At 67.1% G+C, this 19450-nt stretch carries 16 protein-coding genes; 7 read left to right on the top strand and 9 right to left on the bottom strand.

Annotated elements, in window-relative coordinates; all coding sequences use genetic code 11:
• Positions 1–16 precede the first annotated feature (16 nt).
• From dinB to VIL42_06750, 3 genes are all read left to right on the top strand, one after another.
• Entirely contained in the window at positions 17–1090 is a 1074-nt protein-coding gene (dinB, locus tag VIL42_06760; protein HEY8592550.1) for a DNA polymerase IV, read from the top strand.
• 179 nt (positions 1091–1269) lie between these two features.
• Complete coding sequence (locus tag VIL42_06755; protein ID HEY8592549.1) at positions 1270–1803, top strand: CarD family transcriptional regulator; 534 nt, start codon at positions 1270–1272, stop codon at positions 1801–1803.
• Between the two features lie 98 nt (positions 1804–1901).
• Positions 1902–2705 (top strand): DUF1206 domain-containing protein, encoded by an 804-nt coding sequence (locus VIL42_06750; GenBank protein HEY8592548.1) that lies wholly within the window; start codon positions 1902–1904, stop codon positions 2703–2705.
• Here the strand turns inward: VIL42_06750 and VIL42_06745 are convergent.
• Together VIL42_06745 and VIL42_06740 are read right to left on the bottom strand one after the other, a co-directional pair.
• Positions 2702–3196, bottom strand: a complete 495-nt coding sequence (locus tag VIL42_06745; GenBank protein HEY8592547.1) for a pyridoxamine 5'-phosphate oxidase family protein — start codon at positions 3194–3196, stop codon at positions 2702–2704. The genes VIL42_06750 and VIL42_06745 overlap by 4 nt on opposite strands.
• A 78-nt stretch (positions 3197–3274) precedes the next feature.
• Positions 3275–5179, bottom strand: coding sequence for a CocE/NonD family hydrolase (locus tag VIL42_06740; protein HEY8592546.1), 1905 nt, complete (start codon positions 5177–5179; stop codon positions 3275–3277).
• Between the two features lie 91 nt (positions 5180–5270).
• On the opposite strand from VIL42_06740, the gene VIL42_06735 reads away from it, so the two are divergent.
• Both VIL42_06735 and VIL42_06730 read left to right on the top strand, forming a co-directional pair.
• Positions 5271–6515, top strand: coding sequence for a putative DNA modification/repair radical SAM protein (locus VIL42_06735; GenBank protein HEY8592545.1), 1245 nt, complete (start codon positions 5271–5273; stop codon positions 6513–6515).
• Position 6516: 1 nt separating this feature from the next.
• Positions 6517–7935 (top strand): UdgX family uracil-DNA binding protein, encoded by a 1419-nt coding sequence (locus VIL42_06730; protein ID HEY8592544.1) that lies wholly within the window; start codon positions 6517–6519, stop codon positions 7933–7935.
• Here VIL42_06730 and VIL42_06725 read toward each other — a convergent pair.
• The 6 genes from VIL42_06725 to VIL42_06700 all read right to left on the bottom strand — a co-directional run bounded on the left by VIL42_06725 (position 7904) and on the right by VIL42_06700 (position 16740).
• The gene (locus tag VIL42_06725; GenBank protein HEY8592543.1) at positions 7904–9049 is read right to left on the bottom strand and encodes a PepSY-associated TM helix domain-containing protein; all 1146 of its coding nucleotides are present in this window, start codon (positions 9047–9049) and stop codon (positions 7904–7906) included. The genes VIL42_06730 and VIL42_06725 overlap by 32 nt on opposite strands.
• 4 nt (positions 9050–9053) lie before the next feature.
• Complete coding sequence (locus VIL42_06720) at positions 9054–11174, bottom strand: TonB-dependent siderophore receptor (GenBank protein HEY8592542.1); 2121 nt, start codon at positions 11172–11174, stop codon at positions 9054–9056.
• A 76-nt stretch (positions 11175–11250) separates the two neighbouring features.
• On the bottom strand, positions 11251–14673 hold the full coding sequence (smc, locus tag VIL42_06715; GenBank protein HEY8592541.1) for a chromosome segregation protein SMC: 3423 nt from the start codon (positions 14671–14673) through the stop codon (positions 11251–11253).
• 24 nt (positions 14674–14697) lie between these two features.
• A complete protein-coding gene (locus VIL42_06710; GenBank protein ID HEY8592540.1) occupies positions 14698–15408 on the bottom strand; it encodes a thioredoxin domain-containing protein in 711 nt (236 codons plus the stop codon).
• Positions 15405–16160 (bottom strand): thioredoxin domain-containing protein, encoded by a 756-nt coding sequence (locus VIL42_06705; protein ID HEY8592539.1) that lies wholly within the window; start codon positions 16158–16160, stop codon positions 15405–15407. Before VIL42_06705 ends, VIL42_06710 begins: the two co-directional genes overlap by 4 nt.
• 4 nt (positions 16161–16164) lie before the next feature.
• Positions 16165–16740: a DUF721 domain-containing protein gene (locus VIL42_06700; protein ID HEY8592538.1), complete on the bottom strand. Its 576-nt coding sequence runs from the start codon at positions 16738–16740 to the stop codon at positions 16165–16167.
• Here VIL42_06700 and VIL42_06695 point away from each other — a divergent pair, their 5' ends adjacent.
• Together VIL42_06695 and VIL42_06690 are read left to right on the top strand one after the other, a co-directional pair.
• Positions 16741–17733: an A/G-specific adenine glycosylase gene (locus tag VIL42_06695; protein ID HEY8592537.1), complete on the top strand. Its 993-nt coding sequence runs from the start codon at positions 16741–16743 to the stop codon at positions 17731–17733.
• Between the two features lie 70 nt (positions 17734–17803).
• Positions 17804–18529 (top strand): cytochrome c family protein, encoded by a 726-nt coding sequence (locus tag VIL42_06690; GenBank protein HEY8592536.1) that lies wholly within the window; start codon positions 17804–17806, stop codon positions 18527–18529.
• Between the two features lie 12 nt (positions 18530–18541).
• Here the strand turns inward: VIL42_06690 and VIL42_06685 are convergent, their stop codons facing one another.
• Complete coding sequence (locus tag VIL42_06685) at positions 18542–19441, bottom strand: TIGR00730 family Rossman fold protein (protein HEY8592535.1); 900 nt, start codon at positions 19439–19441, stop codon at positions 18542–18544.
• Between the last annotated feature and the right edge of the window lie 9 nt (positions 19442–19450).

Genomic DNA, 19450 nt, shown 5'->3' with positions numbered 1-19450 from the left:
CGCCGTGATGCAAAGCGTGGACCGCCCCGTACGCAAGATCATCCATGTCGACATGGACGCCTTCTACGCGTCGGTGGAGCAGCGCGACGATCCGTCGCTGAAGGGCAAGCCGGTCGCCGTCGGCGGCGGCCATCGCGGAGTCGTCGCTGCCGCGAGCTACGAAGCGCGCAAGTTCGGCGTCCGTTCGGCCATGCCGTCGGTCACCGCCAAGCGCCGCTGCCCGGACCTGGTCTTCGTCAAGCCGCGCTTCGACGTCTATCGCGCCGTCTCGCACCAGATCCGCGCCATTTTCGCCGACTACACCGACCTCATCGAACCGTTGAGCCTCGACGAGGCCTATCTCGACGTGACGGAGGATCGGCGCGGGCTCGGCACCGCGCGCGCCATCGCCGAGGACATCCGCCGCCGCATTCGCGAGGAGACGGGCCTCACCGCCTCGGCGGGCGTGTCCTATTGCAAGTTCATCGCCAAGCTCGCCTCCGATCACCGCAAGCCCGACGGGCTGTGCGTGATCACGCCGGAAAAAGGACCGGAGTTCGTCGCCAGCCTGCCCGTCGCGCGCTTCCACGGCGTTGGCCCCGTCACCGCGAGCAAGATGGAGCGGCTGGGCATCGTCACCGGCGCCGACCTTCGCGAGTGGAGCCTGCCGGCGCTCGAAGCACAGTTCGGAAGCTCGGGCAGCTGGTACTATCGGATCTGCCGGGGGATCGATGAGCGGGAAGTGAAGCCCGACCGGCCGTACAAGTCAGTGAGCGCCGAACGCACCTTCGACGAGGACTTGTCCGATCCCAAGCGGCTGGCGGCCGAGCTGGAGCGCATCGCCGGCTATGCGTGGGACCGGGTGAAGCGCGCCGACGTCACCGGCCGGACCGTGACGCTCAAGGTCAAATATGGCGACTTCACCCTGATCACCCGGTCAAGAAGCTTTTCCACGCCGGTTCAGGATCTTACGGCTTTCACCGCTGCTGGACAGGCGCTGCTGGCCGCGCTTCATCCGCTGCCGAAAGGCATCAGGCTGCTTGGCCTTGGCCTTCATAATCTGTGTGAAGACGCGCAGAGCCAGCCGCTCCAGCTCGGACTCGCAATTTGAAGTCAGTTGTGATATAAAATCGTCACACGGGGCCGCCAGCGATTCAGCTGCGGCCCTAAATTCACGGCCCATCTTCAAGGGAAGCCAAGAACAGGCAGCAGAGCCACGGCCGCAAGGGTCGTTTTGGGGGACGATGCGAAACGTGTCGGCTCCGCTCGCCGCAACTGGAAAGGTACTCAATGGCTACTAAGGCGCTTAGCTTCGATGTCGGCGATTATGTTGTTTACCCCAAGCATGGCGTAGGCCGGGTCATCGAACTCCAAAGCACCGAAATCGCCGGGACCAGCCTGGAGCTCTACGTGCTCCGGTTCGAGAAGGAGAAGATGACCCTTCGGGTTCCCGTCGCCAAGGCGGACTCGGTCGGCATGCGCAAGCTGTCGTCGGACAAGACCATGAAGGATGCGCTCGAAACGCTGAAGGGCAAGCCGAAGGTCAAGCGCACCATGTGGTCGCGCCGGGCCCAGGAATATGAAGCCAAGATCAACTCGGGCGACCTGACCTCGATCGCCGAAGTGACCCGCGACCTGTTCCGTCCCGACGATGCGCCGGAGCAGAGCTATTCCGAGCGGCAGATCTTCGAAGCCGCTTCCTCGCGCCTGGCGCGCGAGCTGGCCGCGATGGAGCAGACCGACGAGAAGGCGGCGCTCGCCAAGATCCTCGAGATCCTGAACAAGGCGGCCGTCATTCATCACAAGGCGAAGGAAGACGCATAAGCGTCCGCTCCTGAGCTGAACATCAAAAGGCGGCGTCCCTCCGGGGGCGCCGCTTTTTTGTTGTGCAACATAGGTGGCGCGCGGGTCGTTACGCCTGCATGCCAGACGACCTCGCCCGCGAAAGCAAGTTCCAGTGGTGGGCGCGGTTCGGGTTCGTGGTCCGGGGAATCCTGTACATCGTCATCGCCTGGCTGGCGCTCGTCAGCGGCCGCACCGAGGACGTAACGGGCGCGCTCGAATATCTGCAGCGCGGGTTCGGCGCGACGCTGATGGTCGTGCTCGTCGTCGGCATGGCCGGCTACGGCCTGTGGCGGCTGAGCGATGCCGCGTTCGGCATGGACAGCGGCCGCCACAACGCCAAGTCGACGCGCAAGCGGATTGCCGCCGGTTTCAGCGGCGGCATCTACCTGTTCCTCGGCTATAAAGCAGCCCGGATCATGACGCAGGGCCGCTCGGACTCCGGTGATGCGCACAAGCATGCCGCCGATGCGCTGGAAATGCCCGCGGGGACCTTGGTCCTGATTGTCGCAGCCGCGGTGCTGATCGGTGCCGGCCTGGTCCAGCTGTACAAGGTGTGGAGTTGCTCCTTCCTCGACAATCTCGACACCAGGGCGCGCGAGAGCTGGGTCAGGTGGATGGGCCGCGCCGGCTATGCCGCGCGCGGGATCGTCTTCCTCACCGTCGGCTGGTTACTCGCCCGCTCGGCGCTCAACCACGATGCGGCCGGGGCCGGCGGGCTCGAGGAGGCGCTCGACGCGCTTCGCGGGCCGGTCGAATATGGGGTGGCCGGCGGCCTGCTGCTGTTCGGATTGTTCAGCATCGTCGAAGCGCGTTACCGCTCGATTCACAAGCCGCCGACGGATCACATCAAGAATAAGGTCGAAGAAGCGGTCGCTTCCTAGAGGCTGAGCTCGGCCACCTTCTCGCCCATCCCGCTTTCCGGTTTGCGGCCGAACAGCTTGTTGATCGCCGGCTTCAGGAAGCCTTCCACGTCGCTCAGCCAGACTTTGGCGTTCTCCACGTCGAACCGGATCAGAGTCAGCTTGGGGTCGTCCTTGCCTTCGTACCATTCGGCCACCATCGGGTTCCACAGCCGATCGATGGTCGCGCGGTCGTTGTCGATTGTCAGCGTGCCGCGCAGGCTGGCGAACAGGTCGTGGCCCTTGGCGGTGTAGGATGCGAGCGCTCGGCTCGACTGGCCCATCGCCTTGACGAGGTCGTGCGTGTTGTCGGTGAAGATCCACAGGATGCCGGCCTCGCGGTCCTGGTCTTCGAAGTTCGCCGTCATCGGCTGGGTCGCGCCGTCGCGCTCGCCTTCGACGCCGAGCATGATGAACGGGCTGCCCTTCAGCTCCTCCCAGAATTTCTCTTCGATTTCGCGGTCGTCCGCCATGATCACTCTCCACTTGGTTCCAAGTGGAAACGGGCGCGCGCGAGGCTGCGTTCCGGCTACGGCCTTAAGCCGGTAGGCTTACGGGACGATCGGCAGGTAGACCGCGCTGGCCGTCGCTCCACCGGTGAAGACGCTCTGCCGCGCGGCGCGGTAGTCGCTGCGCTTTGCGTAGAAGATGTTCGGTACGAAGGTCTGCGGGTTCCGGTCGTAGACGGGGAACAGGCTCGACTGCACCTGGACCATGATCTTGTGCCCCGGAAGGAACACATGATCGACGTTCGGAAGCTCGAAATTAAATTGTTCGGGCTTGCTGGGGCGGAGCGCTCTCGGCTTGGCGAAGCTGTCGACATAGCGGCCGCGGAAGATCTCGATGCCGATCGGCAGCTGGAAGCCGGACATGTCCCGCTTGGCACCTTGGCCGGCATCCTCAGGATTCTCGTTCGGATAGACGTCGATCAGCTTGACGACCCAGTCGCTGTCGGTGCCGCTGGTGGCGGCGAACAGCTGGACCTTGGGCGCCCCCATGATGTGCACCGGCTTGGTGAGCGGCGCGGTGGTGTAGCTGATCACGTCGGGGCGGCCGTCCGCGAAGCGCTGGTCCTGCACCAGCCAGCTGCGCCAGCCCTCGCCGGTGATCGGCCGCGGCAGGTACGGGACCGGGCTTGCCGGATCTGAAACATAATCGTCGCGCCCGGCCTGCGCGGGCTTTGCGAAGCTCGCCGTCATGCCCGCCCCCAGGAATAGGGGCGTCGGCGTGCCCATCGGCCAGCGCGGACTGCCTTCCCATTTGTCGATGCCGGTCGCGTAAGTGAGCACCGGCGGATGCTTGGGGTCGGCGCTTCCCTTCAGATGATGATCGAGCCAGGGCTTGAGATAGTCGCGGCGCCACTCGAGCGCGGTGTCGCCGGCGAAGGTCAGGTCGCCGAGGTCATAGCCATAATGGTTGGCGCCGGAATGCCGCCACGGGCCGATCACCAGGTGAAGAAGGCCGCTGCCTTCATATTTGTCCTTGAGCGCCTTGTAGACGGCCGGGGCGCCGTAGCTGTCCTCCTGGTCCCACTGCCCCACTTCGAGCATGGTCGGCACGGTCAGCGGCCGAGCGGCGAGCCATTGGTCCACCGCCTGCAGCCGCCAGAAATCGGTGTAGGCCGGGTTCTGGAACAGCTTCTGGACGAAAGGCACGTCCTCGAAGTCCCACTTGCGCGCATAATCGGCGATCGAGCCGGCTTCGAGGTAGCGGGTATAATCGTCGCCGGTATGAAGCGGGACTTGCGCGCCCGCGTCGGCCTTGCCGGTGCTCTGCCCCAGCGCGAAGTCGAGGCTGCTGGTGCGGAAGGCGCCGTTGTGGAACCAGTCGTCGCCCATCCAGCCGTCGACCATCGGGCTCTGCGGAACCGCGGCCTTGAGCGCGGGATGCGGATTGATCTCCGAAGCCAACGTCAGGAAGCCGAGGTAGGAAGAGCCGATCGTGCCGACACGGCCGTTCGACTCCGGCACATTCTTCACCAGCCAGTCGATGGCATCATAAGCATCGGTACTCTCGTCGATGCCCGTGTTGTTCAGCGGCCCCACGATCGGGCGGTTCATCACGAACTCGCCTTCGCTGTTGTGCAGCCCGCGAATGTCCTGCTGGACGATGATGTAACCGTCGTTGACGAACTCGCGGTACATGATCGGAAGCACGTCGACGAGCGACTGACTCGCCGTCCGATTGGTGCTGCCGCCGGCGTTGTAGGGCGTCCGCGACAGCAGGATCGGCCCGTTCCGCGTGCCCTTTTTCATGAAGATGACCGTGTAGAGCTTGGTCCCGTCGCGCATCGGCACCATTGCTTCGCGGCGGATGAAGTCCGCTTCCGGCCGAATGCTCTCGTACTTCGCATAGACGTCCGGCGTCATCGGCGTGACGCGCGCCTGCGGCTGGCCGGCGGCAAGCGCGAAGACGGGGAGGACGGAGGCGGCGAGGCGCAGCGGGAGCTTGGTCATTGCTGCTTGGTAGGAGCCGCGGAGGAGCGCGGCAAGCGTACCGCTAAATGCCTGTATGGACAGCAGAAGTTCTGGAACATATATCGAACGTGTGGCGCAGCTCGATACCCGTTCCAAGCTCGCGATTCTCGCCGATGCCGCGAAATATGACGCTTCGTGCGCGTCGTCGGGCACGAGCAAGCGCGACAGCCGCGGCGGCCAGGGCATGGGCTCGTCCGAAGGCATGGGCATCTGCCATGCCTATGCGCCGGACGGCCGCTGCATCTCGCTGCTGAAGATTCTGCTGACCAACAGCTGCATCTTCGACTGCGCCTATTGCATCAATCGCAAGAGCTCGAACGTCCGGCGCGCCCGCTTCACGGCTGAAGAGGTCGTTCAGCTCACCCTCGCTTTCTACAAGCGCAATTATATCGAGGGGCTGTTCCTCTCGTCCGGCATCATCCGCTCGTCGAACTATACGATGGAGCAGATCGTCGAGGTGGCGCGGTCCCTGCGCGAAGACCACGACTTCCGCGGCTACATCCATTTGAAGACGATCCCCGACGCCGATCCGGAGCTGGTGCGGCAGGCGGGGCTTTATGCCGACCGCGTATCGATCAACGTCGAGCTTCCGACCGAGCGCGGCCTTACCGACCTCGCGCCCGAAAAAAGTGCGCCGCAAATCGAGGGCGCGATGGCCGACATGAAGTCGAGCATCGCCGATGCGAAGGACGCCACGAAGCGCTTCAAGTCCGCCCCAAAGTTCGCGCCGGCAGGCCAGTCGACGCAGATGATCGTCGGCGCCGACAGTGCCAACGATCGCGACATTGTCGCGCGCGCAAGCACGCTCTACGACCGCTTCAGCCTGCGCCGCGTCTATTATTCGGCCTTCTCGCCGATCCCCGACGCGAGCGCCGTCCTCCCGCTCAAGCGTCCGCCGCTGATGCGCGAGCACCGGCTCTACCAGTCCGACTGGCTGATGCGCTTTTACGGCTTCAAGCCGGCGGAAGTGCAGTCCGCCACCGGCGACGACGGTATGCTGCCGCTCGACATCGACCCGAAGCTCGCCTGGGCGCTCAAGTTCCGCGACAGCTTCCCTGTCGACATCAACCGCGCCCCAAAGGAACTGCTGCTGCGCGTGCCGGGGCTCGGCACCGAGGCGGTCGACCGGATCGTCTCGTCGCGGCGCTGGCGCAAGCTTCGGCTCGACGATGTCGCGCGGCTCACCGTGTCGATCGCCAAGGTGCGGCCCTTCATCAGCACGCTCGATTGGGCGCCGACACTGCTCACCGACCGCGCCGACTTGCGCTCGCTGATTGCGCCGAAGCAGACGCAGCTGGAGCTGTTCGCGGCCTGACGTGCGGCGCGTCGGCCTCTCCCGTCCCGACGATTTCGAAGGCTGGCGTGACGCTGCGCGCGGCCTCGCCGACGCCGATGTGCCGGCGAGCGAGGTGGTCTGGCAGGTGCAGGGCGATGCCGGAGACCTGTTCGGCAGCGAGGCGCCGTCGCGCGAAGGCGCCAGTTTCGCCGTTCCGCGCGGGTTCGTCGAACTGGCCAAGGCCGCCATCTGCCATTCGGACCCCGAGCGGTTCGCCCTGCTCTACGCGCTCCTCCTCAGGATCAAGGCGGACCGCCACGTCATCGACGACGAGGCCGATCCATTGGTCCGGCGCCTTCAGGGTCTCGCCAAGGAGGTGCTGCGCGACGTGCACAAGATGCATGCCTTCGTCCGCTTCCGCGAAATCGACGACCGCTTCGTCGCCTTCTTCGAGCCGGACCATCATATCGTCCGCCGCGCCGCGCCTTTCTTCGTGAACCGCTTCACCAACATGTGCTGGTCGATCCTGACCCCGGAGCTGTCCGTGCACTGGGACGGCAAAAGCCTAGAGGAAGGCCCTGGCGCGACCCGCGCCGATGCGCCCGACGGGGATCCGCTCGAGGAGACCTGGCGGACCTATTATTCGAACATCTTCAACCCGGCGCGGCTGAAGGTCGGCGCGATGCTGAAGGAGATGCCGAAGAAATATTGGCGCAACATGCCCGAGACCTCGCTCGTTGCCCCGCTGATCGCCGGAGCGCGCGCACGGGAGCTGGAGATGATCGACCGTTCGGTGGCCAAGGAGGGCCTGGAGAACGCCGTGGCCGCGGAGCGCTCGGTGCAGCCCGGCGGCAACCTTCGCGCGGCGTGGGAAGCGCTGCTGAAGGACGCGCGCAATTGCACCCGGTGCGAGCTCTACAAATGCGGAACCCAGACAGTGTTCGGCGAAGGCCCGCTCGACGCGCCGATCATGTTCGTCGGCGAGCAACCGGGCGACAATGAAGACCTGGAAGGACGGCCGTTCGTCGGCCCTGCGGGTCAGCTGTTCGACGCCTCACTCGAGAAAGCCGGAATCGACCGCGCCACGGTATACGTCACCAATGCAGTCAAGCATTTCAAGTTCGAGCGGCGGGGCAAAAGGCGCATCCACAGCAAGCCCGATGCCGGCGAGATCGAAGCCTGCCGCTGGTGGCAGGAACAGGAGCGCGAGCTGATCCGTCCGCCGCTGACGGTAGCCTTGGGCGCAACCGCGGCGCGGTCGCTGATCGGCAAGGTAGTGACCATCAGCAAGGTGCGCGGGGAGCCGCTGCAGCTCGCCGACGGCGGCGAATGCTGGGTCACCGTGCACCCCAGCTTCCTGCTGCGCATGCCCGACCCCGAGCGCCGCGACGAGGAACGCGCGCGCTTCGTCGACGACCTCAAAAGGATCAAGAAGCGAGCGGCTGAGCTCGCGCGCTGATTGCGGGTGCCTGCCGTTGCCGCGTCAGCCGACGCTTGCGGAACCATAGCCATACGCCGGTGATGTAGAAGGTCGGCAGGCTCAAGCCCGCAAGCATGATCATCAGCCGCCCGAAGAGACCGAGGATCTCGCCGTTGTGGATCGAATATTGCGCATCGGCGAGGCGGTCGGCAGGCGGCTTGGCGAGCGCGTCCTGCACTTGCACCACCCTGCCGCTAGCAGCATCGACCGTGATGCTGGTCGCGCCCGACCAGGCGCGGACCTCGCCCGGCTGGCGCAAGCGGATGACGTAGAAGGGCTTGTCGGGCGCCGGCATTGCCAGGCGGACGAACTCCGCGTTCGGGAACAGCTTCTCGGCGCTGGCGAGCGCTTGTTGCGCCGGCACCGCCGCGCCCGCCGCTGGCGCGTCAGCCGGCGCCTTGTACGGCTGCTGCAGGGTGATGACCTTGCCCAGGCCGTGGCGGATCGATTCCGTGAAGATCATGTAGACCCCACCCATCGCGATCAGCACGTAGAGCAATCCGAACACGAGCCCCGCGACCCGGTGCCAGCTGTAGAATTTCTGCTGCAGCGTCTTCCAGCCGCGCGGGGAGAACAAAGCGCGCCAATTGCCGGGCCGCGGCCAGGCGATCCACAGGCCGAGCAGCGAGCTCGACAGCAGCAGGATGCCCGACGTGCCGATGATCGTCTCGCCCGTTTCGCCGGACACGAGCTTCTCGTGCAGCATGTAGATGAAGCGCGAGGTCGACCCGTCCTCGGGCTTGCCGGGCTGCGGAAGCCGTTCGCCGACGACGCGGCCCGTCGCCGCATCCATCAGCAGCATGCGCTGCGTGCCGGACGCATCCTTGTAGGTGGCGGTGCGCAGGTCGCGGCCGGAATCGAGGATGCCGAGCGCGGTTACCGGCTGGCCGGTCTGCTGCTCTGCCAACGCGATCAGCCGGTCGGCGGGGAGCGGCGGTCCGGGCGTGCCCCGCCATTCGGCGTGGGCGATGCGGTCGAGCTCGCGGTGGAAGACGAGCGTCGCACCGGTCAGCCCCTGCAGCGACCACAGCAGCCCGACGATCAGGCCGAGCCACAGGTGGACCTGGACTGCGATGCGCTTCCCGCGCCGCATCGGCCTAGCGGTCGAACCGTACGGTCAGCATCGCCGCGCGCGGCGCGCCGGGGACGTTGAGATTGCCGTTCGTGCCGTGGCCGGAGACGATGTAGCGGCGGTTGAGCAGGTTGGTGGCGTTGAGCTGCAGCCGCGCCGGGCCGACGCGGGTCCAGGCCATCGCGTCCGCCGTGAAGTATGACGGCAGGCGCACCGTATTCCCCGGATTGGCGAAGCGCTCGCCGACATAATTGCCGCCGAAGCCGAAGCCGTAGCGGTCGCCGAAGCTCTTGGTCAGCCACAGGTTTGCGCTGTGCTTGGGCGTGATCGTGGCCCTCTTGCCCTCGATCGGCTGACCGGAATCCACGCCGATCGACTTGATCACCTTGGCATCGAGGAAAGCGTAGCCGGCAACCGCGGCCCAACCGTCGCTCAGGTCCGCGGTGGCAGAAAGCTCGACGCCGTCGGTCCGCTGTGTACCGATCGGGATCAGCACCTTGGTGACCGGATCGGTGGTCTTGATACCCTCGCGCTGCAGGCGGAACACGGACACCGTCGCGCTCAGCTTCTTGTCGAAGAAGTCGTACTTGGCGCCGAGCTCGTAATTGGTCGTGCGCTCCGGCTCGATGTCCGTGTTGTTGGCCGCCAGCGGGAAGGATTCGCCCGACGGCTGGAAGGAGCGGCTCCACGACGCATAATAAGCTTGCCGGCTGTCCGGCTGCCACACCAGGCCTGCACGCGGGCTGACCTTGCGGTCGGTGCGCGAAAGCGTCGGCTGGGTCGCGATCCTCGGTTCGGTGCGCTGGCTGAAACGGTCCCAGCGGACGCCGACCAGCGCCTTCAGGTGATCGCCGATGCTGACGAGGTCCTGGGCATAGACGCCGGCCGTCCTGAAGTAGCCGACGTTGTTGGTCGACGGCGCCACCGTCACCAGCAGCGGCAGGACCGGAAGCATCGGGTTGAACAGGTCGACCGTGGCGATGTTGTTCTGCGTGGCGAAGAACTGGCCCTTCACCTGCCGGCCGAACTCGACCCCGGCCAGCAGTTGATGACGGGTCGACCCGAGCTCCACATCATGCGTCACCTCGGTCTGGTTGAACCAGCCATGCTCGTCGCGGTTGACGTTCGACCGGTTGAGCGAGGCCGTTTTCGCAACCTCATTGACCGAGCCGACCAGCGTGTTGTTCCGCCGCAGCTGGTAATCATAATAGCGGAAGGAATTGCGCAGCTGGGTGCCGGCCGCGATTTGGTAGGCGATTTGGCCGCCGGCCGACCACACTTTCGAGCGGCTGGTGTCGACATCGCGCGCGTTCGCGGCGCCATAATAGGTCGACGGGTCGACATCGACGGGCCGGCCCTGAAAAGCCGGGATGCCGAAGTCGGTGATCCGCTCGTCGTCGAGATAATCGGCCTGGAGGAGCAGGCTGAGGTTCGTCGCCGGCTTGAACAACAGCGACGGCGCGATGGCCTTGCGGTCGAGGAAGCCCTTGTCGCGATAGCTGTCCGCTTTCTCGACGGCGCCGGTCAGCCGGCCGGCGACCATGCCGCTGGCAACCCCGACGTCGAACTCGCCGCGGCGGTTCTCGAACGAGCCGAAGCTGCCGATCAGGGTCGCATGGGTATCGCGCGGGATCTTGCGAACGCGGTTGATCAGCCCGCCCGACGACCCGCGTCCATAAAGAACGGATGCAGGGCCCTTGATGATCTCCACCCGTTCGATGTTGGACAGGTCGCGGAAGTAAAGCGCGTCGTCGCGCATGCCGTCCACGAACTGATCGGCGATGGCGGTGAACCCGCGGATCGACACTTGGTCGCGCTGGCCGTCGCCCGACGAGAAGCCGACCCCGGGCACGTTCTTGAGCACGTCCTGGATCGACAGGGCACGCTGGTCCTCGATCACCTCGCGGGTGACGACATTGACGGTCTGCGGGATATCGCGAAGCGGCGCATCGATCTTGGTCGCGCTGCTCGCGCGGTCCCGCTTGTAACCCTTTTCGCGAACGCCGGTGACGATGATGTCGGGCTGGTCGGTGGCCTCGGTCTCCGCGCCGGCAGCAGGAGCGGCAGCTTCATCCACCTCGGCTGCGTAAGCTGGAGTGATGCCGCAGGCGAGCGCCGCAGCGAGTACGAAAGGCAGGCGGTCCATTGTTTCCCCTTAGGACGGTCGCCACGCTCTCTAGTGTTATTGATAGTCATTCGCAATAGCGGAACTTAGCTATTGCTCATTCGGCCGCGAGCAGGGTCTCCGCGCCTTGCAGATCGACCGAGACGAGCCGGCTCACGCCCTTCTCGATCATCGTCACGCCGTAGAGCCGGTGCATGCGGCTCATCGTCACCGCATTGTGGGTGACGATCAAATAGCGGGTGTCCGTCTCCTGCGTCATCTTGTCGAGCAGGTCGCAGAAGCGCTCGACATTGGCGTCGTCGAGCGGCGCATCGACTTCGTCGAGCACGCAGATCGGCGCCGGGTTGGTCAGGAACAAGGCAAAGATCAAAGCAATCGCGGTCAGCGCCTGCTCGCCGCCCGACAGCAAGGTCAGGGTCGACAGACGCTTGCCCGGCGGCTGGGCCATGATCTCGAGCCCGGCTTCCAGCGGGTCGTCGCTTTCCACCAGTTCGAGGTGGGCCTCGCCGCCGTTGAACAGGGTCGTGAACAGGCGGCGGAAGTGGGTGTCGACCTGCCGATAGGCGTCCAGCAGCCGGATCCGCCCTTCGCGGTTGAGATTGCCGATCGATCCGCGCAGGCGGTGGATCGCTTGCGTCAGTTCCTCGGCTTCCTCTGCGCCCTTTCCGCGCGCCTCGTCGAGCTCGGCAAGCTCCTGCTCCGCGACGAGATTGACCGGCCCGATCCGTTCGCGCTCGGCGCTCAGCCGCTCGAGCGTCGCCTGCTCCTCGTCGCCATTGCGCTGCTCCTCGGCATCGAAGCCGAGCTTTTCCGGCAGCCGGTGCGGCAGGCATTCGAACTTCTCGACGCTCGCCCGGGCGAACTCCTGGCTGCGCGCCTGCTGGGCTTCGGCACGCACGGCGGCGGCGGCCCGGCGCTCGCGCGTATCGGCGGAGCGTTCATTGGCCGCCGAGACCGCCTGCGCGGCGGCGACCACTTTCTCCTCCGCGCCGCGCTCGGCAGCCGCGGCCTCGCCGATGCGGACCTGGCTGCCGTCATTCTGGTGCTCGAGATCGGCGATCTTGGCGTCGAGTTCGCCGGGCTCCTTCGCCAGCTCGTCGCGCTCGCTCGCCTGCTGCTTCTGGCGCTCGCTGCCGAGCGCGAGCCGCTCCTCGGCATTCTCGCGCCGCTTGCGCCATTCGCTTTCCTCGCGCGCCGCGGCGGTCAGCCGCTCGCGGTCCGCGGCCGTCTCGCGCGCCCGCGTCGCCGCTTCGGCGCGCTTGTCCGCCACCGCCGACGCCGCCGTAGCGGCGCGGCTTCGCGCTGCCTCTACCTCGTGCTCAAGCGCCGCCGGGTCGGGCAGCGCGGCAAGCGCACGCTCCGCCGTCGCAACCGCGTCGCGCGATGCCGCGAGTACCGGGTCCAAATCCGCCTGCCTTTGCATGAGGCTATTGCGCTGCGCCTCGATCCGCTCGAGCGCGGCAGCCGCTGCGTCGGCAGCGCGAGCGGCATCCCGTGCGTCGCGTTCAGCGGCAAGCGCCGCATGGCGCGCCCGCTCGGCTGCGGCGCGGCATTGCTCCATTCTCTGCAGCGCGGCGTCGCGGCTCGCCGCTGCACCCTCCACCGTGGATTGCAGCGCCGGCAGCTCGCCCCCGAGCTGGGCGAGCCGGTTGGCGCGAAGCAGCCGCTCCGCCGCCGCCGCGCCGGCGCCTTTCGCGACAAAGCCGTCCCACCGACGAACGATCCCGTCGCGCGTGACCAGCCGCTGCCCGACGGCGAGCACTTGCCCCGCATCCTCCTCAACGACGGCGATCTGCCGCAAGCGGCGCATCAGCTCGGCCGGCGCGCGCACATGATCCGCGAGGCATTCGGTTCCCGACGGGAGCCCAGGGTCGCCCGCCTGAGCGTCGCTTCCGGCCCAGCGTCGCGGCGAATCCCCGCCGCCGACCGCCGCATCGGCATCCTCGCCAAGCGCTGCGGCGAGCGCGCGTTCGTAGCCCGGCTCCGCCGACAGGCTGGCGATCGCCGACCCGCCGCCATGTTCGAGCGCGGCGCCGAGCGCATCATGTTCGGACTTGGCGGCCGAAAATGCCGCACGCGCTCCTGCCAGCGCCGTCTCCGCTGCGTCACGCTGTTCGGCGGCGGCAGCGCGGCCCTCCTCCGCTTCGACGCGCGTCGCTTCCGCGGCACTCAGTGCTTCGGCGGCCGCCGCGCCCTTGGCTTCCGCTTGCTTGCGGGCCTCGGCCTGCTCGCTTCCGTCGCCGAGCGCCGCCAGCTGGTCGCGCAGCTTCGATTGTTCCTGCTCGCTCCGCGCCAGTTGCGCGCGCGCCGCTTCCAGCGCCGCTTCAGCCACACGCCGCTCGGCCCGCATCGCAGCCTGCCGGGCGAGCAGTTCGGCAAGCGCCGCTTCCGCTTCGCGCGACGCGGCTTCCGCGGCGGTCAGCTCGGTCGCGATTCGCGCGGCCTGCCCTTCGGCATCCTCGAGCCGCCGGCCAAGTGCTTCGCGCTCTTGCTCCAGTGCCTCGATCGCGCGCGACGCATCGCTCCGCAGCGCTTCTTCGCGGGCGAGGTCGGCAGTGAGCGACGCGTCGAGCCGGTCGAGCTCGGCAAGGCGCCGCGTCACCGTGTCGCGCCGCGCACGCGCAGTGGCGAGCTGGTGCGCCAGCGCATGGCCCTGCTCGCGGAGCTCAGCGACGGCGGCACGCTTCGCGTTCAGCTCCTCGGCGGCCTTGTCGTGCGCAGCCTGCGCCTCGGCGATCGCCTCCTGGATCTTTTCGACCTCTTCGGCCGCGGCCTTGGCTTCCGCAGTCGCGCGCTCGGCAGCCGCCTCCGCCTCGGCCCAGCGCGCGTGAAGCAGCGTCGCTTCGACGACGCGGATCTGGTCGCTGAGCTTGCGGTAGCGTTCCGCGGCCCGGGCCTGGCGGCGAAGCTGCGCCGCGCGCTGTTCCTGTTCGGACAGGATCTCGTCGAGACGCGTGAGATTGGCCTCGGCGGCACGAAGCTTCTGTTCCGCATCCTTGCGCCGCGCGTGGAGCCCGGAAATGCCGGCCGCTTCCTCGAGCAGCTGCCGCCGCTCAGTCGGCTTGGCGGAGATGATCGAGCTGATCTTGCCCTGGCTGACCAAAGCCGGGGAATGGGCACCGGTCGCCGCATCCGCGAACAGCAGCGACACGTCCTTGGCGCGGGCGTCGCGGCCGTCGATCCGGTAGGCCGATCCGGCGCCGCGCTCGATGCGGCGGGTGACTTCGCTTTCGCCAACGCCGCGCTCCTCGCCGACGGTGTCGACTTCCAGCAGGATCGAGACTTCAGCGAAGTCGCGCGGCGGACGGCTGGCGGTGCCGGCGAAGATGACGTCGTCCATGCCGCCGCCCCGCAGCGACTTGGGGCTCGATTCGCCCATCGTCCAGCGGATGGCTTCCAGAAGGTTGGACTTGCCGCAGCCGTTCGGGCCAACGACACCCGTAAGCCCCGGCTCGATCCGAAGCTCCGCTGGTTCGACGAAGCTCTTGAAGCCGCTCAGCTTGAGCCGCCGGATCCTCAACTTTTCCTCCCCCCGCCCCGGGCGCTAGCCGCGCCCGCCGAGCGCGTTCTTGAGCTGCGGCTCCAGGTCTTCCCACGTCGCCGCGCCGCTGACCTTGCCGTTGATGACGAACGTCGGCGTCCGGTTGATCCCGAATTCAGAGGCCTTTTCGACAACGGCGAGCAACCGCTCGACGCGCTTGGGATCGGACAGGCACTGGCGTGCGCGCACGGGCGAAACGCCGAAGCGCGCAGCGATCTGGGCGAAGCCGCCGAGCTGCGCGTAGCGAAGGACGCGCTGCTGGTCGGTCATCGCCTCGAGCTCGGCCCCACGGCTCTGGCTCGCGTCCTGCACGCGCTTCTGCCACTGCGGCTGCGTCGCATAGACGCGGTCCGCGAAGGCGAAGAACTGCCCCGTCGGCGCGCAATGGGCGAGCACCGCCATCGACACGTCCGGCCCGTTGATCAGCAGGTTGCGATATTCGTAGCTGACCTTGCCCGAGCGCACGTAGCGCTGGACCAGCGGATCGAACCCGGTCTCGTGAAAATGGCGGCAGTGGGGGCAGGCGAGCGAAGCATATTCGATCAGCTTCACGCGCGCCGCGGGATTGCCCATGCGCACCCCGCCGGCGCCGGTGACGGCCACCGTCCGCGACCAATCGCGAGCGGCGGCTGCCTTAGACGGAGCCGCAACCGCCGCCGTGCCCATCGGCACCAACGCCAGTGCAGCTACAGCAACAGCGGCTGCCCTGATCATTTCAGCGCGGCATCCAGCTTCGGCTGAAGCGTCGCCCAGTTCGATGTTTCGGGAAGCAAGCTGCCGTTGAGGATGAACGACGGCGTGCCCTTGAACTCCGGATACTGGCTGTTGACGTTCGACGTGATCTCGACCTCGCGGTTGATCATCTGTTCGTTGCTCAGGCACTGGTTGCTCTTGGCCACCGGAACGCCGCGCGCGGCGGCCCAGTCCTGCAGCCCCATCAGCTTCGCCATTTCGACGAACACCTGGTTGGTCGGCAGGTTCTGGATCTGCGTCACCTTCTCCTGCGGCGCACCCTGGACGGCAGACAGCAGCTTTTCCTGGTCGGCATAAAGCGCCTGCGACAGCGGGAAGAAGGTCTTCGGGCCGTTGCAGCGGGCAACGAGGTTCGCCGCCATGTCGACCGCGCCGTGGATCAGGTACGGGCGGAATTCCCAGCTGACGTCGCCGCTCTTCACATATTTGTTGATGAGCGTCGGGACGCCTTCTTCCTCGAAGCGCTTGCAGACCGGGCAGAACAGGGAGCCGATCTCGACCAGCTTCACCTTGGCGTTGGGGTTGCCCATCATGATGCCGTCGGTCGTGGCGTTGGCGACATCGGCCCAGGTGCCGCCCGGCGGCGGGCTGGCCATGGTGATCTTCACGTCGCTTTCGGGCGCGGCCGAGCCGCTTGCCTGACCCTTGTCCTTGTTGCAGCCGGCAAGCGCCAGCGCGGCCGCGGCGCAGGCGAGGAAAACACGGGGGTTCATCAGTTCACTTCGCTCCCTTGATGACGGGAATGGGTTTGGCGCCCTCATCGAGCGCGGGCGGGCCACTGCTAGCGGCGATTCGCCCCGCAAGCGACTCCAGACATGCCCGAAGCTCCGGATCGGCGATCTCGCGAAGCCCCTGGCCGAGCTCCTTGGGCACGGGAGCGAGCTGCGGCCGGGCCGGCGGAGGCGCCGGGCTCGGCGCCTTGCCCTGGCGGAAGACGATGCGGTCGATCGCCGGATGGCCGAAGAAGCGGTTGACCCTCTCGATGATCATCGGCGCGAGATGCTGGACCAGCGGCGCATGCGCGCCTTCGACCAGCAGGGTCAGGACTCCGCCAGACTTCTTCCCCGCCGGGAAGCGGATCGATTCGGGCGACGAGACCTTGGAATAGCGCTCCCCGACGATTTCCGGCCAGCGGCTGACGATCGAGCTCTGGACGAAGCCGAAGCGGCGGAACGACGGATCGCCGATCGCGCCGACCAGCTCGCCCGCACTGCGCGGGCGGCAGCTGCGCTCCGCCTCCGGTTTGTCGCTCTTCCCCTTCGCCATGGCGGCGGAGCATGCCATAGCCGCCATGTGACCGCCAACGCCTCGACCCGCCTGATCCAACATTATGTGGATAAGTCGCGGGTGCTGCCATGGCGTTCGCCGCCGGGAGCGCCGCCGCCCGAGCCGTATCGCGTCTGGCTCAGCGAAGTCATGCTTCAGCAGACGACCGTGGCAACGGTGACCCCGCGATTCGCGCGCTTCATCGAGCGATGGCCAACGGTCGAGGCGCTAGCGGCCGCCGCCGATGAAGAGGTGCTGAGTGAGTGGGCGGGGCTCGGCTATTATGCCCGGGCCCGCAACTTGATCGCCTGCGCCCGCGAGGTCGTGCGGCGCGGCGGCTTCCCCACAACGGCTGCGGAACTTCGCACCTTGCCGGGGATCGGCGCCTATACGTCGGCCGCCATCGCGGCGATCGCGTTCGGCGAGGCTGCGCCGGCCGTCGATACCAATGTCGAGCGGGTGCTGGCGCGGGTCCACGGCCTTGCCGAGCCGAAGCGGAGCGAAATCGAGCAGCATCTGCTGCGGCTCATGGACGGGCAGCGCCCCGGCGACGTCGTCCAGGCGCAGATGGACCTGGGCGCCGGCCTGTGCCGGCCGCGGCAGCCGCGCTGCGGCGCCTGTCCGCTGCGCGAGGACTGCGCCGCCCTCGCAAGCGGCGAGCCCGAAGCGTTCCCCGCGCCGCGCAAACGCAAGGTCCGGCCTCACCGCTATGGCACCGCCTGGTGGATCGAGCGCGACGGTCATGTCTGGCTGGTCCGCCGCCCGGCCAAAGGCCTGCTCGGCGGCATGGCGGCCCTGCCCGGCACCGAGTGGACCGAAACGGCGCCGTCCGCCGGCCGGCCAGCCGCGAGCGTCCGCCATATCTTCACTCATTTCAGCCTCGACCTCGCGATCGAGCCGCGCTGCGCGCCCATCGGCGACGGCTGGTGGCAGCCGATCGGCATGCTTTCCGAGGCCGGGCTTCCGACCCTTTACGCCAGGGCGGCGCAGTTGATGAGCGAGGCGCGGCTGGCCGCTTGATGAAGCGCGGAACCGCCCCTAAGAAGCGGCACCAAATTCCACCGACCTTCTCCATCGCTGCAGGGAAAATATGGACGATCGCTTCAACACCATCGCCGGCTGGGTGCTGTTCGCGGGGATCGTCGCGCTCGGCTCGTCAATCGTCGCCGGCGAATATTTCCACAGCGGCCGTCCGGAAAAGATGGGTTATCCGATCGAGGGCGTGGTCGAGGAAGGCGAAGGCGGCGGCGCCGCCGAGCAGCCGATTGAATTCTACCTGGCCCAGGCCGATCCCGCCAAGGGCGAACAGGTCTTCAACAAGTGCACCGCCTGCCACAACGCCAACAAGGGCGGCGCCAACCAGCTTGGCCCGAACCTCTGGGGCGTGATTGGCGAAGAGATCGGCAAGGGCCACGGCTTCGCCTTTTCGCCCGCGCTGTCCGGCAAGGGCGGCACCTGGGACTGGAAGACGATGGACGCGTGGCTGAACAGCCCCAAGGCCTTCGCACCGGGCACCAAGATGACCTTTGCCGGCCTCAGCAACCCGCAGGATCGTGCGAACGTCATCGCCTTCCTGAACGCGCACAGCGATGCGCCGAAGCCGCTTCCTGCCGCACCGGCGGCGGGAGCGCCTGCAGCCGCGGATGCCGCGGCGCAGCCCGCTGCTGCCGGCAAGGCGCCCGGCGCCGGGACCAACGACGGCGCGCAAAAGGCCGAGACCGAGCCGACGCCGCCCGCCGCCGCCTCGGGCAAGCTTCCGCAGACCAGCGGCGGCGAAGGCGACGGCATGAAGAAGACCGGCGACACGAACCGCTAAGCGGCCCCCGCCTTATTCGGGCGGGGCGCTCTGCTGCCGCGCCGGGGCCGGATTTTCGGCATAGAAGCGTTTCACGAAGTCCCAGGCCTCGTGCGGATCCTCGCTCCAGTGGATGAGGTCGAGGTCGTGCGGCGCGATCACGCCTTCCTCGACCATCGCTTCCAGATTGACCACGCGGTTCCAATAATCGCGGCCGAACAGCAGGATCGGTAGCGGCCGCACCTTGCCCGTCTGCACCAGGGTCAGAAGCTCGAACATCTCGTCGAATGTCCCGAAGCCGCCCGGGAACACCGCGACCGCTCGCGCGCGCAGCAGGAAGTGCATCTTCCGAAGCGCAAAATAGTGGAACTGAAAGCTCAGGTCGGGGGTCAGATAGCGGTTCGGCATTTGCTCGTGCGCGAGCACGATGTTGAGGCCGATCGATTCGGCGCCCTCGTCATCGGCGCCGCGGTTGGCCGCCTCCATGATCGACGGACCGCCGCCCGAGCAGACCACGAAGTGGCGCTGCCCCTGTTCGTCCGCGCCGTAGCGGCTGGCGAGCCGCGCAAGCTCGCGCGCGACGTCATAATAATGCGACTTCGCCTTCAAGCTCTCGGCGATCGCCCGCTGCTGCGGATTGGTCGCGGCGGCGATCAGCGCGTCGGCCGCCGCGGGCTCCGGGATTCGCGCTGAGCCGTAGAAGACGAAGGTCGAGGCGATGTTCGCCTCGTTGAGCAGCAGCTCGGGCTTTAAGAGCTCGAGCTGGAAGCGGACAGGGCGCAGGTCCTCCCGAAGCAGGAAGTCGGTATCCTGGAAAGCCAGCTTGTAGGCCGAGCTTTCGGTCTGGGGAATCGACGGCACATGTTCGGCCGAAATGGCGTCGACCTTGGACGAGGGGAAAATGCGTTTGGGGGGTAGCGGCTGATCGTTCATGACCAGCCG

This window comes from Sphingomicrobium sp., from assembly GCA_036563485.1.
GTDB lineage: Bacteria > Pseudomonadota > Alphaproteobacteria > Sphingomonadales > Sphingomonadaceae > Sphingomicrobium.
The sequence above is the reverse complement of the archived record's forward strand: the minus strand, read 5'-3'. Positions and strand labels throughout refer to the sequence as shown.

Coding starts and splice junctions, on each gene's coding strand:
- VIL42_06755 (HEY8592549.1), top strand. CDS start 1,270: ATGGCTACTAAGGCGCTTAGCTTCGATGTCGGCGATTATGTTGTTTAC.
- VIL42_06750 (HEY8592548.1), top strand. CDS start 1,902: ATGCCAGACGACCTCGCCCGCGAAAGCAAGTTCCAGTGGTGGGCGCGG.
- VIL42_06745 (HEY8592547.1), bottom strand. CDS start 3,196: ATGGCGGACGACCGCGAAATCGAAGAGAAATTCTGGGAGGAGCTGAAG.
- VIL42_06740 (HEY8592546.1), bottom strand. CDS start 5,179: ATGACCAAGCTCCCGCTGCGCCTCGCCGCCTCCGTCCTCCCCGTCTTC.
- VIL42_06725 (HEY8592543.1), bottom strand. CDS start 9,049: ATGCGGCGCGGGAAGCGCATCGCAGTCCAGGTCCACCTGTGGCTCGGC.
- VIL42_06720 (HEY8592542.1), bottom strand. CDS start 11,174: ATGGACCGCCTGCCTTTCGTACTCGCTGCGGCGCTCGCCTGCGGCATC.
- VIL42_06710 (HEY8592540.1), bottom strand. CDS start 15,408: ATGATCAGGGCAGCCGCTGTTGCTGTAGCTGCACTGGCGTTGGTGCCG.
- VIL42_06705 (HEY8592539.1), bottom strand. CDS start 16,160: ATGAACCCCCGTGTTTTCCTCGCCTGCGCCGCGGCCGCGCTGGCGCTT.
- VIL42_06700 (HEY8592538.1), bottom strand. CDS start 16,740: ATGGCGGCTATGGCATGCTCCGCCGCCATGGCGAAGGGGAAGAGCGAC.
- VIL42_06690 (HEY8592536.1), top strand. CDS start 17,804: ATGGACGATCGCTTCAACACCATCGCCGGCTGGGTGCTGTTCGCGGGG.
- VIL42_06685 (HEY8592535.1), bottom strand. CDS start 19,441: ATGAACGATCAGCCGCTACCCCCCAAACGCATTTTCCCCTCGTCCAAG.